We start from the raw sequence: 15153 nt of genomic DNA on the forward strand, positions 1-15153 counted from the left end.
GGGGAGTGTGTATCCCGGCAGCTGCTCTTTTTCTTTAGGTGGCAAAGGCAGATGGAGCAGAGAATGAACGAGGAAAACCAAGAACAGGATCAGAAGGATGAAATTGCAGGGAAGCAGGAAGAGCCGGGACAGATAGTTTCAGAAAAAGTGGAGAAGAAACGAGAGAAGAAACGAGAGGAAAAACCAAAGAAAAAGCGTCTCCGCATCCAGGGAGCCGCGTGGAGGCGGCTGGATAACACGGCGAAGCTTTTTGCGGCGGTGTCGGGGGAGGATTTAAGCAGTGTATTCCGGATTTCGGCGGTTCTGAAAGAAAAAGTAGATCCGGAGCTTTTGCAAAGGGCGCTTGTGCGGACACTTCCGGAGTTTGAAAATTTCCGGGTGAAGCTGCGGAAGGGATTTTTCTGGTATTATTTTGAGACGAACAACCGGAATCCGGGCGTGGAAGAAGAACAGAGTGCACCGTGCCGTTTCATTGATCCGCACCGGGGCGCGCGGTTCCCATTCCGTGTGAGCTACTATGGATGCAGGATCAATTTTGAAGTGTTTCACGGGCTGACGGACGGACTGGGGGCGCTGCGGTTTGCTTCACGGCTTACAGAACATTATCTGGAACTGGTGAAAAAATTGCCGGTTGTGGTGCAGGAGCGGGAGTTTTCGCCGCTCCGGGAGGACGATTATCTGCGACATTACCGGAAACTGCCGCATCGGCATTATAACAGCAGACCGGCGATTGCGATTCAGGGGGAATTTCTCCCATTTGATCAGATGGCAGTGCTGCAGGGGACGATTGAGGTGTCGGAACTGAAGACGGAATGCAGGAAGGTGGGGGTCAGCATCACCAAATATCTGGCGGCGGTGCTTCTCTGGGCGATCATCCAGACGGAGACGGATGGGAAAACGCTGAAACGTCCGGTGGCGCTCAATCTTCCGGTGAACCTACGGAGTTTTTTTGAGTCGGAGACGCTGGCAAACTTCTTTGCTGTCGTGAATATTTCGTGGGCGGCGGGAAAGGCGCCGGAGGCATTGGAAGAAGTGATTGCGTCTGTGAGCCGCCAGATGGATGAGCAGATCGTGAAGGAGCGGCTGGAGGAGACGATCTCCTACAATGTGTCGAATGAGAAAAAATGGTATGTGCGGGCGATCCCGCTATTTGTCAAACATCTGGCGATGCAGTTGATTTTTCTGCACACCAGCCGCGCCCACACGATGACATTTTCCAACATCGGACCGGCGCAGGTTCGGGAGGAACTGAAAGATTCGATCGAGGGCTTTCAGCTTCTTGTCGGCGCATCGCCGAAGCAGCGAATGAAATGCGGGGCGGTGGCGTATGACGGGAAATTATGCCTGTCGTTTACGAGCGCGATGGCAGAGAACCGGCTTCCGGAGTTTTTCTTTCACTTTTTGGAGGAAAAGGGCATCCGGGTAGAGCGAGAGAGCAATGGAATCACGGATACGAAGCATGATAAAGGACGTTATCCAGTGATTGCCCAGGATCGAGAGCGCGTGCGCCGTGCGGTGCGGGGATTTTATGTGTCATTGGTGCTCGTATCGCTTCTGGCGGGGCTTACGAATCTGGCGACTTATCATCGGATTCCGTTTAAATGGTCGCTTCTGACGGCGGGCGCGGCGGCATATGTGGCGATGACGCTGCGGTTTTCGGTCATGCGGCATGCGAGCCTGGCAGGAACGCTGGTGCGGCAGTCCCTGGGAATTCAGGCAATTTTGCTTCTGATTGACGCGCTTACAGGGCTTCGGGGGTGGTCGGTGGACTACGCGATCCCATGCGTCGCACTGTTTGAGGTGGCGGCGGTTCTTCTGATGATGTTAGTCAACCGGATGAACTGGCAGAGCTATTTTATGTATCAGATCACAATTACATTTCTGAGCTTTGTGCCGTTGATTTTCTGGAAAATCGGGTGGACGCATCATCCGCGTCTGACGGTGCTGGCAGCAGGTGTGTCGGTGGCAGCGCTGGCGGCGACGGTGATTCTGGGCGACCGGAGTGTGAAGCGGGAATTGAAGAGGCGGTTTCATGTGTAAATGGCAGGAAAATCGGTCACAGTAAAGGAACGATCTATAAAAATACGAAGATTGAAAATTTGGATGAAAGAAAGGGAAGAAGCATGAGTCGGAAAACAGTCAGCATGATAGGCAATCTGACGCGTGATATGATGAGTGACGTGATGGAGACATCGTTAAAGAAGCCGATCCAGACCGGCGAATTCCGGAAAAATCCGGTCGAACCGGCGTGGAGATGTCCGGCGGAATATATTTATGAGCTGGTAAAAACAGAACAGTTTGTGATGGAATATTTGAAGCCGAAGCAGGCGGTGACGGGGCGCGTCATTTTGCAGCTGCACGGCGGCGGGTATATCGGTCCGATGAAAAATATTTACCGGCGGTTTGCGGTTAAGTATTCGCAGATCAGCTTCGGCGCGGATGTTCTGACGCCGGACTACCGGGTGGCGCCGGAGCATCCGTATCCGGCGGCGCTGGAGGATGCGGTGTACGCGTACCGATGGCTTCTGGAAGAGAAGAAATACCAGCCGTCCCAGATCGTGGTAGCTGGGGATTCGGCGGGCGGCGGCCTGGCGCTGGCGCTCTGTCTGTATGCGAAAGATCACGGGCTGCCGCTTCCTGCGGGTATTATCACGATGTCGCCGTGGACGGATGTAAGTCTGAGCGGGGCATCGTATGAGGAAAATTATACGATCGATCCACTGTTTGGTAATTCGAAGGAAAATATGTTGTACCAGTGCAGCTACATCGGGAATGCCAATCCGAAAAATCCGTATCTGTCGCCGCTGTTTGGAGATTTTGAAGGATTTCCGCCGATGCTGATGCAGGTGGGCGCGTATGAGGTGCTTTTAGATGATACGAGGGCGGCAGCGAAAAAGGCGCGCGCCGAGGGCGTCAAGGTGCGCTGCTCGGTCTATGACGGGATGTTCCATGTATTTCAGATGGGACTCGACCTGATTCCGGAGAGCCGCGAGGCATGGGAAGAGGTCGCGGAATATCTGCGGATCATCTACCGGATTCATCGGGAGCCGGAGGGAACGGTCGTGAAAAAGGTAAAAACGAGACGCAAAGAGACGGAAGACCGGGCGCGGCTGAATCTGTTGGCATTTTTAAAACGGGAGCTTAAAAAGTGAAGATTACGTTAGTGACAGTAGGAAAAATTAAGGAAAAATATCTGGAGGCGGCGATCGCGGAGTACAGCAAGCGGCTGGGGCGTTACTGCCGTCTGGAGATCATGCAGGTGGCGGATGAAAAAACGCCGGATAAGGCGAGTGAGCTGCAGGAAGCGCAGATCCGCGACAAGGAAGGCGAGCGGATTCTGGCGCATATCAAGGAGGACGCGTATGTGATTGCACTTGCGATCGATGGAAAGCAGCGTTCCTCGGAGGAGATGGCGGCATGGATGGAAGACCTGGGCGTGCGAGGTGAGAGCCATCTGCAGTTTATCATCGGAGGTTCGCTGGGGTTGTCGCAGGCGGTGTTAAACCGTGCGGACACGAAGATCAGCTTTTCGCGCCTGACCTTTCCACACCAGCTGATGCGCGTGATTCTGCTGGAACAGATTTACCGGAGTTTCCGGATTATAAAAGGAGAACCGTATCATAAGTAGACATAATGCATGATGGATGATTAAAAATCAGCTATTCATAATGCGCGAGAGCAGTTCGAGATCCTCTTTTTTGACCTTTAAGTTAGATGCCACCTCGGTTCCGTCCGGGGCGGTCACTTTTAGGGAAATGACGCTGTCCTCGCGCAGCGCGCGGGTGTAGGCGGCTTTCAGAAAAGGGGAAAATTTAGGGTGGCGGGCTTTGAAACGCGCCCACTCGTCCCGAAATTGCAGTAAGGATGAAAGATTCATGTGATTAAGTCCTTTCCGTTTTAATAACTGATGGTAGTGTATCATGCGCGGGGAAGGCATGTAAAGAGGAAAAATTATCAGTAACGAGAGGTAGACTGATAATTGTTCGCAGTAACGTAGACAGGAGAATCAAGATTCATGGAACAGGTACAGAAGAAAAATATACTAGGCACGGAGCCGATCGGCGGGCTTTTGCGGCAGTTTGCGGTGCCAAGTATTATCGCGATGCTGGTAGGCGCCCTTTATAATATCGTCGATCAGTTTTTTATCGGAAGAAGCGTGGGAGAGCTGGGGAATGCAGCGACGAACGTGGCGTTTCCGTTGACGATCTCCTGTGTGGCGCTGGCGCTTTTGTTTGGAATCGGCGGTGCGGCGTCCTTTAACCTGACGCTGGGAGGCGGCGATCGGGAAAAGGCGTTATTTTATATTGGAAATGCGGCGACGCTTCTGTTTGGAAGCGGTGTGATTCTGGGGACTGTGGCGCTTTTTTGCCTGACGCCGATGCTGCGCTTTTTCGGTTCGCCGGACAATGTGCTGGCGTATGCCAAAACGTATACGGGTATCACGGCTCTGGGATTTCCATTTCTGATTCTGACCAACGGCGGCGGGCATCTGGTGAGGGCGGACGGAAGCCCGCTTAATGCGATGCTTTACAATTTATCCGGGGCGCTGATCAATACAGTGCTCGATCCGCTGTTTATTTTTGGATTTCATATGGGAATGGCGGGTGCTGCGCTGGCGACGATCATTGGACAGATTTTTTCAGGAATCCTGATTATCCGGTATCTGCGCCGTTACAAAAACGGACGGCTGACAGCGGCGCATCTTCGACCCCAGAGAACATATGTAAGCATGATTACCTCATTGGGGGCAGCGGCATTTTTCAACCAGCTTGCGATGCTGGTGGTGCAGATCGTGTTAAATAAATCCTTGACCTACTACGGTGCGCATTCGGACTATGGGGAATCGATTCCGCTGGCGTGTGCCGGCATTATCACGAAGGTCAATCAGGTGTTTTTTTCGATCGTCATCGGTCTTTCGCAGGGCATGCAGCCGATCGCAAGTTTCAATTATGGCGCGAAAAATTGTGCGCGCGTGCGGCAGGTGTATGGGTTGGCGCTCAGGTGGGGATTTGCGGTGTCGGCGGTGTCCTTTGCGTGTTTCCAGTTGATTCCGCGTCCGATCATCGGGCTGTTCGGGGAAGGATCGGCGATGTATTTCCAGTTTGCGGAAAAATATTTCCGGATTTACCTGTTTTTCACGTTCTTAAACTGTGTGCAGCCGATTGCGTCGAACCTGTTTACGGCGATTGGAAAACCGAAAAAGGGTATTTTCCTGTCCCTGACGCGCCAGATTCTCTTTTTGCTGCCGCTGATTGTGATTCTGCCGCTGTTTATCGGCATTGACGGCATCATGTATGCCGGACCGATCGCGGACTTTGTGGCGGGCGTGGTGGCGCTTGCGATGGCAGGTGTGGAGGTGAGACGGCTGCGGCGGATGGAAAGTGCGTTCGTGCATGCATAGGCGGATGGTATATTTTAGCCAGTCCTTCATATATTGAGGTAAGGAGGACGGGCTGATGAAGGAGGAACAATCAAAGCAGGATGTGAGGGCGCTGTTTCATTTTTTCTCCCGGAATATCCGGGAGCAGCTTCTGGCGCTTCCGCTTGAGGCGGATGGAATGGAAGAGGTACGGCTGCGGGTTAGCGCGCCGCTGTATTACATATATAAAAATAAAGAGTACACAGCCGGAAGTGGATTCCGGGTCAGCCGGGAGGATGTGGACGAGACGCTGCAATGCGCGGCTCGTTCTTCCCTCTATGCTTACGGGGAGGAAATCCGGCAGGGGTTTCTGACCGTGCAGGGCGGACACCGGATTGGCGTGGCTGGAAGGACGATACTGGAAAACGGACATATAAAGGCGATTCATCCGATAACCTTTTTAAATGTCCGTTTTTCGCATCAGATGATAGGATGTGCAGCAAAAATACGGTCGATTTTGACGGATCCAGGGACGGGAAGTATCCGGAATACGCTTCTGATTGCGCCGCCGAGATGCGGAAAAACAACACTTCTGCGGGATCTGATCCGGATGGTGTCGGATGGAGAAGAGGGAAAGGATAGGGGCTCTGCTTTGACGGGGAGCTTTGAACGGCCTAAGGCAGGTGCAGGACATGAAAATAAAGCTGGAAAAATGGTGGAGATGAGGAAGCAGCATGGTGGAAAAGTGAGGGCGCAGACGGTCGGGGTGGTGGATGAGCGTTCGGAGATTGCCGCCTGTTATCAGGGAATCCCGCAAAACGATGTTGGCTGCCGGACAGATGTGCTGGATGCCTGCCCCAAGGCGGAGGGAATGATGATGCTGATCCGCTCGATGGCACCGGAGGTGGTCGCGGTGGACGAGATCGGCGGTGAGAATGATTTGGAGGCGCTTCGCTATGTGATGAACTGTGGCTGCAGGATTCTGGCAACCGTACATGGAAATTCGATGGAGGACATCCGGGAAAAACCGGGCTTGTCCTCTTTTTTGCAAGAAAAACGGTTTGAGCGGTATGTGGTGCTGGGAAATAGACGCGGACCGGGAACGGTGGAGGCGGTATATGATGCAGCTGGTGAGGAGCTCATATGTGGATAAAATTGCTTGGAATCTGCCTTGTATGCGTATCGTGTGCGGGGATTGGCGGGGGTGAGGCATTGCGCCTGATTGGCCGGAGGCGTTTTTTGGAGGAAGTAAAACGGATTGCCGCGGGACTGCAGGGAGAGATTGGGTATACACAGGCAGTTCTTCCTCTGGCACTGTGCCGGGCGGGGGCACGCGGGGATGGAAAAGCGGGAAAACTATTTTTGGTGGCAGGAGAGCGGCTGGAAGCGAATCCAGAGTGTCCGTTTGGGAGTATCTGGGAAGCGGTTCTGGAAGAGCAGGGGATTCGTCCGATGTTAGGAACAGAGGAATGGGAGCTGATGTGCCGGTTTGGAAACAGCATCGGGTATCTCGATCTGGAAATGCAGCAAAAGACGCTGGCACTGTATCTGGAAGAATTGGAACGGGCGATTGAGCAGCTGCGGCGGGAAGAGCCGGAGAAGAAACGGCTGTGCTGGGGACTTGGGATACTAGGCGGGCTGTTTCTGGCAGTGGTGTTGATGTAAGTGGGGGAAGAAAATGGGAGTTAATCTAATATTTCGGATTGCGGCAGTCGGTATCCTGGTTTCCGTCCTCTGCCAGATTCTCAAACACAGCGGGCGGGAGGAACAGGCATTTCTCACAAGTCTTGCGGGTCTTCTTTTGGTACTGTTCTGGATGGTGCCGTATATTTATCAATTGTTTGAGACGATGAAGGAATTGTTTGCGTTGTAATGTACTCTCGGAATCCTTCTGTGCTTGATTTTGTGAGATGATTTTTTGTCAGTTGAGCCCAAATTTCTGAGGCGTATGTTGATGAAATTCGGGTGCAGCTGGCGAAAAATCAGCCGCAAAAGCGAGTGCAGGAAAGACTCCGAGAGTACATTGCAGGGAAGGACGGTAAAAAATGTCAATTTTAACCGTATCGGTTCTTGGGATCACGGCAGTTCTTCTGGCAGTCCAGCTCAAGGGAAAAGGCAGCGAGTATGGGACGTACATTGTGATGGCGGCGGGGCTGTGTCTCTTTTTCTATGCGGCGGGAAAGCTGGAAGTGATTCTGAAAACACTTCGGACGATGGAATCCTGCATCGGGCTCAGTCCAGTGTATTTGTCGGCGCTTTTGAAAATGGCGGGAATCACTTATATTGCCGAATTTGCCTCCGGGATTTGCAAGGATGCCGGGTACGGTTCGCTGGGAACACAGATTGAGATATTTGCGAAGCTGTCCATTCTGGCGGTCAGTATGCCGATTCTGCTGGCATTGTTGGAGACGGTGAAGCAGTTTTTGGCGTAGGGAAGTGGTAAGTGCAGAAAAGCGGAGAGATGGTGAGAGCAGGTGACGGTGGGAACAAAGATGGTTGTGCGGGCAGTGAGCGTTATATTCTTGAGTGTATATTTGATGGCAGGAAATCATTTAACGGTGTCGGCGGCAAATGGTGAAAAGATATCTGAAGATTCGGATTTCAGTGTTTCTGGAGAGAACATGGATTCTCTTCTGAACTCACTGGATTTAAGCAGAATCGAAGCATTTTTAAGGGAAGCGGGAGGTTCGGCAGTCCCGGGGCTTTCATTCCGGGAAATCCTTTCGATGCTTCTCTCTGGCAATTATCAGAGAGTGGTTCGGATGCTGATGGATTTTTGCCGGACAGCCCTATTTCGGGAAATTTCAGAAAATGGCAGATGGATGGGGCAGGTCATCCTTCTGGGAATTTTAGGGGCGGTGTTCGCCAGCTTTTCGAGTCTCTTTGCCGAAAGTCAGGTATCGGAGATGGGCTTTTATGTCACGTATCTTCTGATTTTTACACTGCTTGCCGCCAGTTTTTTGAATGGGGTGCGGATCACGCGGACACTGTTGGAGCAGCTCTTTGAATTTGTCCGGGTGCTGGTTCCTGCTTTTTTTCTGGCTGTTTCCTTTTCCGGGGGAAGTACCTCGGCAGCAGCCGGATATGCGTGGACACTTGCTTCTGTCAATGTGGCGGAATGGGTGTTTTTACAGTTGTTTCTGCCATGCACCCAGTTGTATGTCCTGCTGTCGCTGGCAGGACATTTAAGCTCGAAGGATTTGTTTTCAAAAGCGTTGGAATTGCTGGAACAGGGGATGCGCTGGGGCAGCAAGGCGCTTTTGGGAGTGGTGCTGGGCTTTCATGTGCTGCAGGGAATGATTGCGCCGTATACAGATTCGATGCGCCAGACGGCGCTGCGGCGGGCGGTCAGCCTGATACCGGGAATCGGACAGGGCGCGGCGGCAGTGTCGCAGGTACTTCTTGGAAGCAGCGTCCTGATCCGGAATACGGTGGGCATCGGGGGAGTACTTGTGTTGGCGGCGGTGTCGCTTCTGCCGCTTTTGAAACTTTTAATCCTCTATCTGGGGTGCCAGGGAAGCGCGGCGCTTTTGCAGCCGGTCAGTGACAGCCGGGTGGTGGAGGCAGTCGGCGCAGTGGCGAAAGGATTTTATTTTTTGCTGGCAGCAGCTGGTTCGGCGTTGGTGTTATTTGCACTTTCGATCGCGGTGGTGTGTGCGAGCACGAACGCGGCTTATTTTGCGGGGTAGAAGATGGAAGTAATTACTCACTGGGCGGGGAATATCGTCAGTTATCTTGTGTTTCTGACCGTTCTGACCGGGCTTTTGCCCGCACATAAGTATGAAAAATATATTCGCCTGTTTGCGGGCTGTATCTTGCTTCTGATTGTGCTTAAGCCGCTGACGGACGGGCTGCGGCTGGAGGAGCGGCTGAATTATCTGTTTACATCTCTTTCGTTTGAAAATGAAGCGGGCGAGCTGAAACGTGAGATGGATGAGATAGAGGTGCGGCGCAGAAATATGGTTTTGAGCCAGTATGAGGCGGAAGCATCCAAGGAGGCGGTGCGGGTGGCAGCGGAAGCGGGATTTTCCGTGGAAAAGGCGGATGTAGAGCTGGAAAAAGATCCGGAGTCGGAGCAATTTGCCTCGGTGCGGAGTGTGACGGTGTATGTGGCGGGAAGTGAGGCGGGGATGGAAGCGGGGATGGAAGCGGCGGAACTGGAGGAGAATCAGAGTTCGATGATTGAAATAGAAAAAATTCCCCCGATTGAAATTTCACTTAAACAGGAGCAGAAGCAGGGAGAACCCGCCGCCGCGCAGGCAGTTTCATGGATGAATGGGGAAAAGATTTGGGAGCTTCAGCAGCGGCTGGCATCGTTTTATCAGGTGGAGGCGGATCATGTGGAAGTCAGGATGGAACCTTGACAAGGAATGGGTCAAACGAAATGAAAAATGGCTGATTTTGCTGGTGCTTGGGCTGGCAATTCTGATCTTATATGCGCCGTTTGGGAAGAAGACGAGTGAGACGGGAGTCTTGCGGTCAGGGGAAAGATGGGCGGAGAGTGAAACAGAAACAAACTCTGGGCATAGAGCAGGGCAGGACAAAAATGGAAGTTCAGAAGAGAGTGGTTCGGATGTCGAAACAGGTTTGCCAAGCACTGCATCCAAGCAGGACACGAACCGCCTCTACGAGCTTCGCCTGGAGCAGCGGATCCGGGACGTTTTAAAGAAGGTGGACGGCGTGGGTGAGGTGGATGTGATGCTGACTCTGTTTTCTTCTTCGGAAAAGGTGCTGCGGGTGGATAAGGAGAGAAGCCGGGCGTCCACCTCGGAGACGGATTCTTCGGGTGGTACGCGGCAGCAGGCGGATGAATCGCTGCGGGAGAGCACCGTGCTGACGGGAAGTTCAGGCAGCGGGGAACCGGTAGTTGAAAAAGAGCTGGCACCGGAGATTTCCGGTATCGTGATCAGCGCACAGGGAGGAGGAAATGCGTCGGTACAGAAGGAAATTTCGGAAGCGATGCAGGCATTATTCGGACTGCCGGCACATAAAATAAAAGTATTAAAGCGGGTGGAATAAAGGAGTATGCAAATATGAGAATGAAGATGAAACGCGTTTTCAGGAGAAATCAAATCATCATCACGACGCTGGCGATCATGATTGCGGCGGCGGGGTATCTCAACTATGCGGGAAAATCCGATCTGCCGGGGGCGGATACATATGAAGCGGGGGCGACCAAGATTTCAGATAGCGATATATATTCGGAAAATCAGGCGGTGTCCGGAAGCGTGGCGGACGGTGAATATGAGGAGATTGCAAGTCTTGACGATCCGGGAGAGGGCGATCCGCTGGCAGCAGGCAGTGAGGAGGGCACAGCGCAGGGGGCGGCGGACGGAGAGGAGGCATCTGCGGACAATCCGGCAGTCGATAACCCGGGCGAGGCGGTTTTGACAGGCGGAACCGGCGTGGCAGAGTACATAGCCAATGTACAGCTCAGCCGTGAACAGATCCGCGCCAAGAACCGCGAAGCGCTGAATGCCCTGATTAACAATGAAAATCTGGATGCGTCGGCAAAAGAGGCAGCCGTTCAGGATATGCTGGCACTCAATGCGATAGCGGAGAAGGAAAATGCAGCGGAAACGCTTCTGATGGCGAAAGGATTTGCCGATCCGGTTGTCAGCATCACGGATGGAAAAGTGGATGTCGTTGTCAACGCGCCGTCCATCACAGATCCGCAGCGCGCGCAGATCGAGGATATTGTAAAACGGAAAACCGAGATATCGGCGGAAAATATCGTGATTTCCCTTTTAAACCTGGGAGATTGAGGAAGTTCGGATGAGTTAATGTTCACGGGTAGGCACTTTTGGAACCGAAAGTGCCGTAAGAAAACGTGGTGGCAGCAGGAATTTGCCGTATTAAAATGCGAAGCCACGGCAAATTCCGTTACTGGGCACGTATGCGTGAACAGTAACTCGGATGAGATTCGAACCGGAAATGCCTTTGCAAACTCCTGTATTTTTGGTATAATAAAAACACTTAATTGAAATGTATTTCTGGAAGTATTCGAGCATCTGTTTTTTGTGGGAAGAGAAGATTCCGGGCGTACATGGAAGTGGTCAGGAGGGATTTGGAATGGCGAGAGAAGCAGAAGATAGAAGCACACATATCGTATATGAAAAGGACCGCATTGGAGAAGTGAAAATTGCCGATGAGGTAGTGGCGATCATCGCAGGTCTGGCAGCGACCGAGGTAGACGGTGTCGATTCGATGGCTGGCAATATCACAAATGAACTGGTCGGAAAGCTCGGCATGAAAAATTTGAGCAAGGGCGTGAAAGTGACCGTAACCGAGGATCACGTGATTGTGGATCTGTCCTTAAATATGAAATATGGCTACAGCATCCCGGCAGTCAGTGAAAAGGTGCAGGACAAAGTAAAGACAGCGATTGAAAATATGACCGGTCTCATGGTTCTGGAAGTTAATATTAAGATCGCGGGTGTCAATATGCCGGCGGAAGCATAGCAGGTTTCGTGTTTTCGTAGCTTTTCATTTTCTTAACACAAAATACTCAGTTTGACCTTGACGGGGAAAAAACCGTATGATATGATGATCGCGTTAAAAGGGAGTAGTTATAACCATGTAACCAACAGACCCTGAGGATAGTAAACCTCATGGTTACATGCCTTGCGTAAGTCAGATGGCAGTGTGCTTTTGTAACAAAAAGCGTGTGCCGTATGATTCAAATGTGAGGAACAAGACTTTTAGCATATGTGGATGAAACGTATGCTGAAAGTCTTTTTTGTTTCATAGGAAATTGCGTCCTATGAAACAAAAAACGCTCCGCGAGGATGCGCACTCGCGCGAAGCAGAAACATGTCGCAAGCGACCGCGCTCGGCGCGAGAATGTGCCAAGGCACATTCTTTTTCATGTTTCATAGGAAATTGTGTCCTATGAAACAAAAACACTCGCATGGATGCATGTCTGGCGCGAAGAAAGACAGCTGCCAGAGCAGGTGTATCCTGGCAAGGGACTCCAGGAAACAGAATATTTATGAAGGAAAACAAAATTAACAGGAGGAACAACATGGAATTTTTATGGGAAGGCGTCATGGCGATCACGCCGCAGCAGGTTGTGATGTATCTGATCGGCGGGCTTTTGATCTGGCTGGCGGTCAAAAAGGAATACGAACCGGCGCTGCTTCTGCCGATGGGATTCGGCGCGATCATGGTAAACCTGCCATTATCCGGCGTCATTAACCAGGTGACGGAGGGCATCGGGGAGACACAGGGTATTATACAGTGGCTGTTTGAGACGACGATCAGCGCGTCGGAGGCGCTTCCGATTCTGCTCTTTATCGGAATCGGGGCAATGATTGACTTTGGACCGCTTCTGTCACAGCCGATCATGTTTTTATTTGGTGCGGCGGCGCAGTTTGGCATTTTCTTTGCGATCTGTGCGGCATCGCTGATGGGATTCGAACTCAGGGATGCGGCATCGATTGGAATCATCGGTGCGGCGGATGGACCGACTTCCATTCTGGTTTCCCAGATCATGCATTCCAACTATGTGGGCGCGATCGCGGTGGCGGCGTACTCCTACATGGCGCTGGTGCCAATCATCCAGCCATTTGCGATCCGTCTGGTGACGACGAAAAAAGAACGCCGGATTCACATGACCTACAGTCCGAAAAATGTGTCCAAAACGACCAAGATCGCATTTCCGATTGTAGTTACTATCATTGTCGGACTGATTTCTCCGGCATCGGTGGCGCTGGTCGGATTTCTGATGTTTGGAAACCTGATCCGCGAGTGCGGCGTGCTTCCGGCACTTTCCCAGACGGCACAGAACGAGCTGGCAAACCTGATTACCTTGCTGCTTGGCATCACGATTTCGTTCAGTATGCGTGCGGATGCGTTTGTGCGGGTTGACACGCTTCTGATTATGGGAATCGGTCTGATTGCATTTATCTTTGATACGATCGGCGGTGTGCTGTTTGCTAAATTTATGAACCTGTTTTTGAAGACGAAAATCAATCCGATGATCGGTGCGGCGGGCATTTCTGCATTCCCAATGTCCTCACGCGTGGTGCAGAAGCTGGCGATGGAGGAGGAAAAGGGAAATATTATCCTGATGCATGCGGTCGGCGCCAATGTATCGGGGCAGATCGCCTCGGTCATCGCGGGCGGACTGGTTATTAAGCTGGTAAGCCAGTATTTGTAATATAGGTCTGTCGGGCAGATAAAATGGAAAAGGAAGGCTGCACTTGAATGATGAAAAATCAAGAGACAGCCATTGCACTGATTGAGATGGAGGAAAATATCGGATGTGGAATAATTTTTTGATTTCGCTGGCAATTATGGGAAAAGGAATGGCGGGAATTTTCGTCGTTGTCCTGATTATTACGGCAGTGGTGCTGATTTTAGGTAAGTTAAAGTAAAATATAAATTGGAAAAAGTATCTTTCTTTTTTCTTTCAGTTTTATGCAGTTCGTTGACATTCGACAGAGGTAAATCTATAATAGAAACATTGTTTGTAAGAGTTTGAAAGGGCCAGAAGGAGACATGAGAATGAGTCAACGAAATAAAATTCAGCGCCTGCTGCGAAAAGGCGCTTTGGCAACTTGTTTATCCCTGTCAGTTGTGTGCAGCAGCTTATCGGCAGTTACAGCGTATGCAGGACCGGCGGATGATCCGGCAGCGGCAGCACCAGTGATCGGACCGGGCGGTCCGGGAACCACGAACGCGAATGCGGGACAGCAGGCGGATAATTCCTATTATAATCAGACGTTATCCAATCCGGTTGTCAATCCGGTGGACAAGTATTCCTATAGCCAGATGGTAAACGATATTTCGGCGCTGGCAAGCCGTTATCCGGGAACGGTGACAGTGAAATCGATCGGAAAATCGGCGGACGGACGTGATATCTACGATGTGATTGTCGGCAATCCGAACGCATCCAAGAAGATTCTGTTCCAGGGGGCGATTCATGCCAGAGAGTATATCGTTGTACCGCTGATGATGCAGCAGCTCGAGTATCTGGCAGCTGGATTTACGAATAATGGTACCTATATGACGCAACCGCTTTCTAACATATTGGGACAGGTGGCATTTCATTTTGTGCCGATGCTGAATCCGGATGGAGTCACGATCAGCCAGATGGGCGAGAATGGTATCCAGTCGGAGGAACTGCGCCAGACGATGCAGGCGGCGTACGCGGCGGACAAGGCATCCAGCCGGACAACGGTCAGCTATGAAGAGTATATGAGACGCTGGAAGGCGAATGCACGCGGTGTCGATCTGAACTATAACTTTGCAGCAAACTGGGAGGGAATCAATGTGTCTTTAACCCATCCGTCTGCAAATGGTTATAAGGGAACCAACCCACTGTCAGAGCCGGAGAGCCAGGCAATCGCGAACCTGATTCAGGGAACGGGATTCAATGCGGTTATCAACTATCATGCGATGGGAAATGTGATTTACTGGGATACGCAGAACAACCAGAAAGCGGCAGAGTCCAAGGCGCTGGCAAACGCTGTTCATGCCTTGAATGGTTATTCCGTTCTTGGAAGCAAGGGCGTCGGCGGCTTGAAGGACTGGCTGCAGCAGGCAGCAGGCATCCCTGGTATCACGATCGAGGTAGGACGTTCCACCTGCCCGGTATCTTTCTCGGAATATCCGGCGATCTGGAACCAGAATAAGGCAGTCCCGGCAACGCTGGGATATTATGTGGCGACACATTGATGATGGAATAAAATGAAGATTAGATAGAAAAAGGATGTGCGACTGGAGTTGGAAGTGGTCGTACATCCTTTTTTGTTTCAAGATTTGGGACGAATCAACAAAAACAGGAAGCT

The 15153-nt window shown here is 51.6% G+C and carries 16 protein-coding genes; 15 read left to right on the top strand and 1 reads right to left on the bottom strand.

Going from position 1 to position 15153, the window contains the following annotated elements:
- The first annotated feature begins 51 nt into the window (after positions 1–51).
- The 3 genes from DW931_RS12305 to rlmH all read left to right on the top strand — a co-directional run bounded on the left by DW931_RS12305 (position 52) and on the right by rlmH (position 3628).
- Positions 52–2040, top strand: a complete 1989-nt coding sequence (locus tag DW931_RS12305) for a DUF6320 domain-containing protein (protein WP_243036949.1) — start codon at positions 52–54, stop codon at positions 2038–2040.
- Positions 2041–2123: 83 nt separating this feature from the next.
- The gene (locus tag DW931_RS12310; protein WP_107001314.1) at positions 2124–3152 is read left to right on the top strand and encodes an alpha/beta hydrolase; all 1029 of its coding nucleotides are present in this window, start codon (positions 2124–2126) and stop codon (positions 3150–3152) included.
- The gene (rlmH, locus tag DW931_RS12315; RefSeq protein ID WP_118482581.1) at positions 3149–3628 is read left to right on the top strand and encodes a 23S rRNA (pseudouridine(1915)-N(3))-methyltransferase RlmH; all 480 of its coding nucleotides are present in this window, start codon (positions 3149–3151) and stop codon (positions 3626–3628) included. The genes DW931_RS12310 and rlmH overlap by 4 nt, the downstream gene beginning before the upstream one ends.
- 27 nt (positions 3629–3655) lie before the next feature.
- On the opposite strand, the gene DW931_RS12320 is transcribed toward rlmH, so the two are convergent.
- Positions 3656–3877: a hypothetical protein gene (locus DW931_RS12320; RefSeq protein WP_107001315.1), complete on the bottom strand. Its 222-nt coding sequence runs from the start codon at positions 3875–3877 to the stop codon at positions 3656–3658.
- Between the two features lie 138 nt (positions 3878–4015).
- Here DW931_RS12320 and DW931_RS12325 point away from each other — a divergent pair, with 138 nt between their 5' ends.
- From DW931_RS12325 to DW931_RS12380, 12 genes are all read left to right on the top strand, one after another.
- A complete protein-coding gene (locus DW931_RS12325) occupies positions 4016–5401 on the top strand; it encodes an MATE family efflux transporter (protein ID WP_118482582.1) in 1386 nt (461 codons plus the stop codon).
- Between the two features lie 55 nt (positions 5402–5456).
- Positions 5457–6512 carry a stage III sporulation protein AA gene (locus DW931_RS12330; protein ID WP_118482583.1) on the top strand — a complete coding sequence of 352 codons (1056 nt, stop codon included), beginning with the start codon at positions 5457–5459 and terminating at the stop codon, positions 6510–6512.
- The gene (locus tag DW931_RS12335; protein WP_107001318.1) at positions 6503–7024 is read left to right on the top strand and encodes a stage III sporulation protein AB; all 522 of its coding nucleotides are present in this window, start codon (positions 6503–6505) and stop codon (positions 7022–7024) included. The genes DW931_RS12330 and DW931_RS12335 overlap by 10 nt, the downstream gene beginning before the upstream one ends.
- A 13-nt stretch (positions 7025–7037) precedes the next feature.
- Positions 7038–7232, top strand: coding sequence for a stage III sporulation protein AC (gene spoIIIAC / locus DW931_RS12340; protein WP_022359269.1), 195 nt, complete (start codon positions 7038–7040; stop codon positions 7230–7232).
- Between the two features lie 172 nt (positions 7233–7404).
- Positions 7405–7791 (top strand): SpoIIIAC/SpoIIIAD family protein, encoded by a 387-nt coding sequence (locus tag DW931_RS12345; protein ID WP_118482584.1) that lies wholly within the window; start codon positions 7405–7407, stop codon positions 7789–7791.
- 48 nt (positions 7792–7839) lie between these two features.
- On the top strand, positions 7840–9048 hold the full coding sequence (locus DW931_RS12350; RefSeq protein WP_118626989.1) for a stage III sporulation protein AE: 1209 nt from the start codon (positions 7840–7842) through the stop codon (positions 9046–9048).
- 3 nt (positions 9049–9051) lie between these two features.
- Positions 9052–9723: a stage III sporulation protein AF gene (locus DW931_RS12355; protein WP_118482587.1), complete on the top strand. Its 672-nt coding sequence runs from the start codon at positions 9052–9054 to the stop codon at positions 9721–9723.
- Positions 9698–10378, top strand: coding sequence for a stage III sporulation protein AG (locus DW931_RS12360; protein WP_118482588.1), 681 nt, complete (start codon positions 9698–9700; stop codon positions 10376–10378). Before DW931_RS12355 ends, DW931_RS12360 begins: the two co-directional genes overlap by 26 nt.
- 20 nt (positions 10379–10398) lie before the next feature.
- Positions 10399–11124, top strand: a complete 726-nt coding sequence (locus DW931_RS12365; RefSeq protein WP_107001501.1) for a SpoIIIAH-like family protein — start codon at positions 10399–10401, stop codon at positions 11122–11124.
- Between the two features lie 307 nt (positions 11125–11431).
- Positions 11432–11821 carry an Asp23/Gls24 family envelope stress response protein gene (locus DW931_RS12370; RefSeq protein WP_107001323.1) on the top strand — a complete coding sequence of 130 codons (390 nt, stop codon included), beginning with the start codon at positions 11432–11434 and terminating at the stop codon, positions 11819–11821.
- A 562-nt stretch (positions 11822–12383) separates the two neighbouring features.
- Positions 12384–13520, top strand: a complete 1137-nt coding sequence (locus DW931_RS12375) for a sodium ion-translocating decarboxylase subunit beta (RefSeq protein WP_107001324.1) — start codon at positions 12384–12386, stop codon at positions 13518–13520.
- A gap of 347 nt (positions 13521–13867) precedes the next feature.
- The gene (locus DW931_RS12380) at positions 13868–15040 is read left to right on the top strand and encodes a M14 family zinc carboxypeptidase (protein WP_107001325.1); all 1173 of its coding nucleotides are present in this window, start codon (positions 13868–13870) and stop codon (positions 15038–15040) included.
- The last annotated feature ends 113 nt before the right edge of the window (positions 15041–15153 follow it).

The sequence above is a fragment of the Clostridium sp. AM43-3BH genome (assembly GCF_003479985.1).
GTDB classification, from domain to species: domain Bacteria; phylum Bacillota; class Clostridia; order Lachnospirales; family Lachnospiraceae; genus Otoolea; species Otoolea fessa.

Bases quoted from the DNA above. Each gene is read 5' to 3' on its own strand.
- DW931_RS12370 (WP_107001323.1), top strand. From the start codon at position 11,432: ATGGCGAGAGAAGCAGAAGATAGAAGCACACATATCGTATATGAAAAG.
- DW931_RS12360 (WP_118482588.1), top strand. From the start codon at position 9,698: ATGTGGAAGTCAGGATGGAACCTTGACAAGGAATGGGTCAAACGAAAT.
- DW931_RS12355 (WP_118482587.1), top strand. From the start codon at position 9,052: ATGGAAGTAATTACTCACTGGGCGGGGAATATCGTCAGTTATCTTGTG.
- DW931_RS12305 (WP_243036949.1), top strand. From the start codon at position 52: ATGGAGCAGAGAATGAACGAGGAAAACCAAGAACAGGATCAGAAGGAT.
- DW931_RS12365 (WP_107001501.1), top strand. From the start codon at position 10,399: ATGAAGATGAAACGCGTTTTCAGGAGAAATCAAATCATCATCACGACG.
- DW931_RS12310 (WP_107001314.1), top strand. From the start codon at position 2,124: ATGAGTCGGAAAACAGTCAGCATGATAGGCAATCTGACGCGTGATATG.
- spoIIIAC (WP_022359269.1), top strand. From the start codon at position 7,038: ATGGGAGTTAATCTAATATTTCGGATTGCGGCAGTCGGTATCCTGGTT.
- DW931_RS12325 (WP_118482582.1), top strand. From the start codon at position 4,016: ATGGAACAGGTACAGAAGAAAAATATACTAGGCACGGAGCCGATCGGC.
- DW931_RS12330 (WP_118482583.1), top strand. From the start codon at position 5,457: ATGAAGGAGGAACAATCAAAGCAGGATGTGAGGGCGCTGTTTCATTTT.
- DW931_RS12375 (WP_107001324.1), top strand. From the start codon at position 12,384: ATGGAATTTTTATGGGAAGGCGTCATGGCGATCACGCCGCAGCAGGTT.
- DW931_RS12380 (WP_107001325.1), top strand. From the start codon at position 13,868: ATGAGTCAACGAAATAAAATTCAGCGCCTGCTGCGAAAAGGCGCTTTG.
- DW931_RS12345 (WP_118482584.1), top strand. From the start codon at position 7,405: ATGTCAATTTTAACCGTATCGGTTCTTGGGATCACGGCAGTTCTTCTG.
- DW931_RS12320 (WP_107001315.1), bottom strand. From the start codon at position 3,877: ATGAATCTTTCATCCTTACTGCAATTTCGGGACGAGTGGGCGCGTTTC.
- DW931_RS12335 (WP_107001318.1), top strand. From the start codon at position 6,503: ATGTGGATAAAATTGCTTGGAATCTGCCTTGTATGCGTATCGTGTGCG.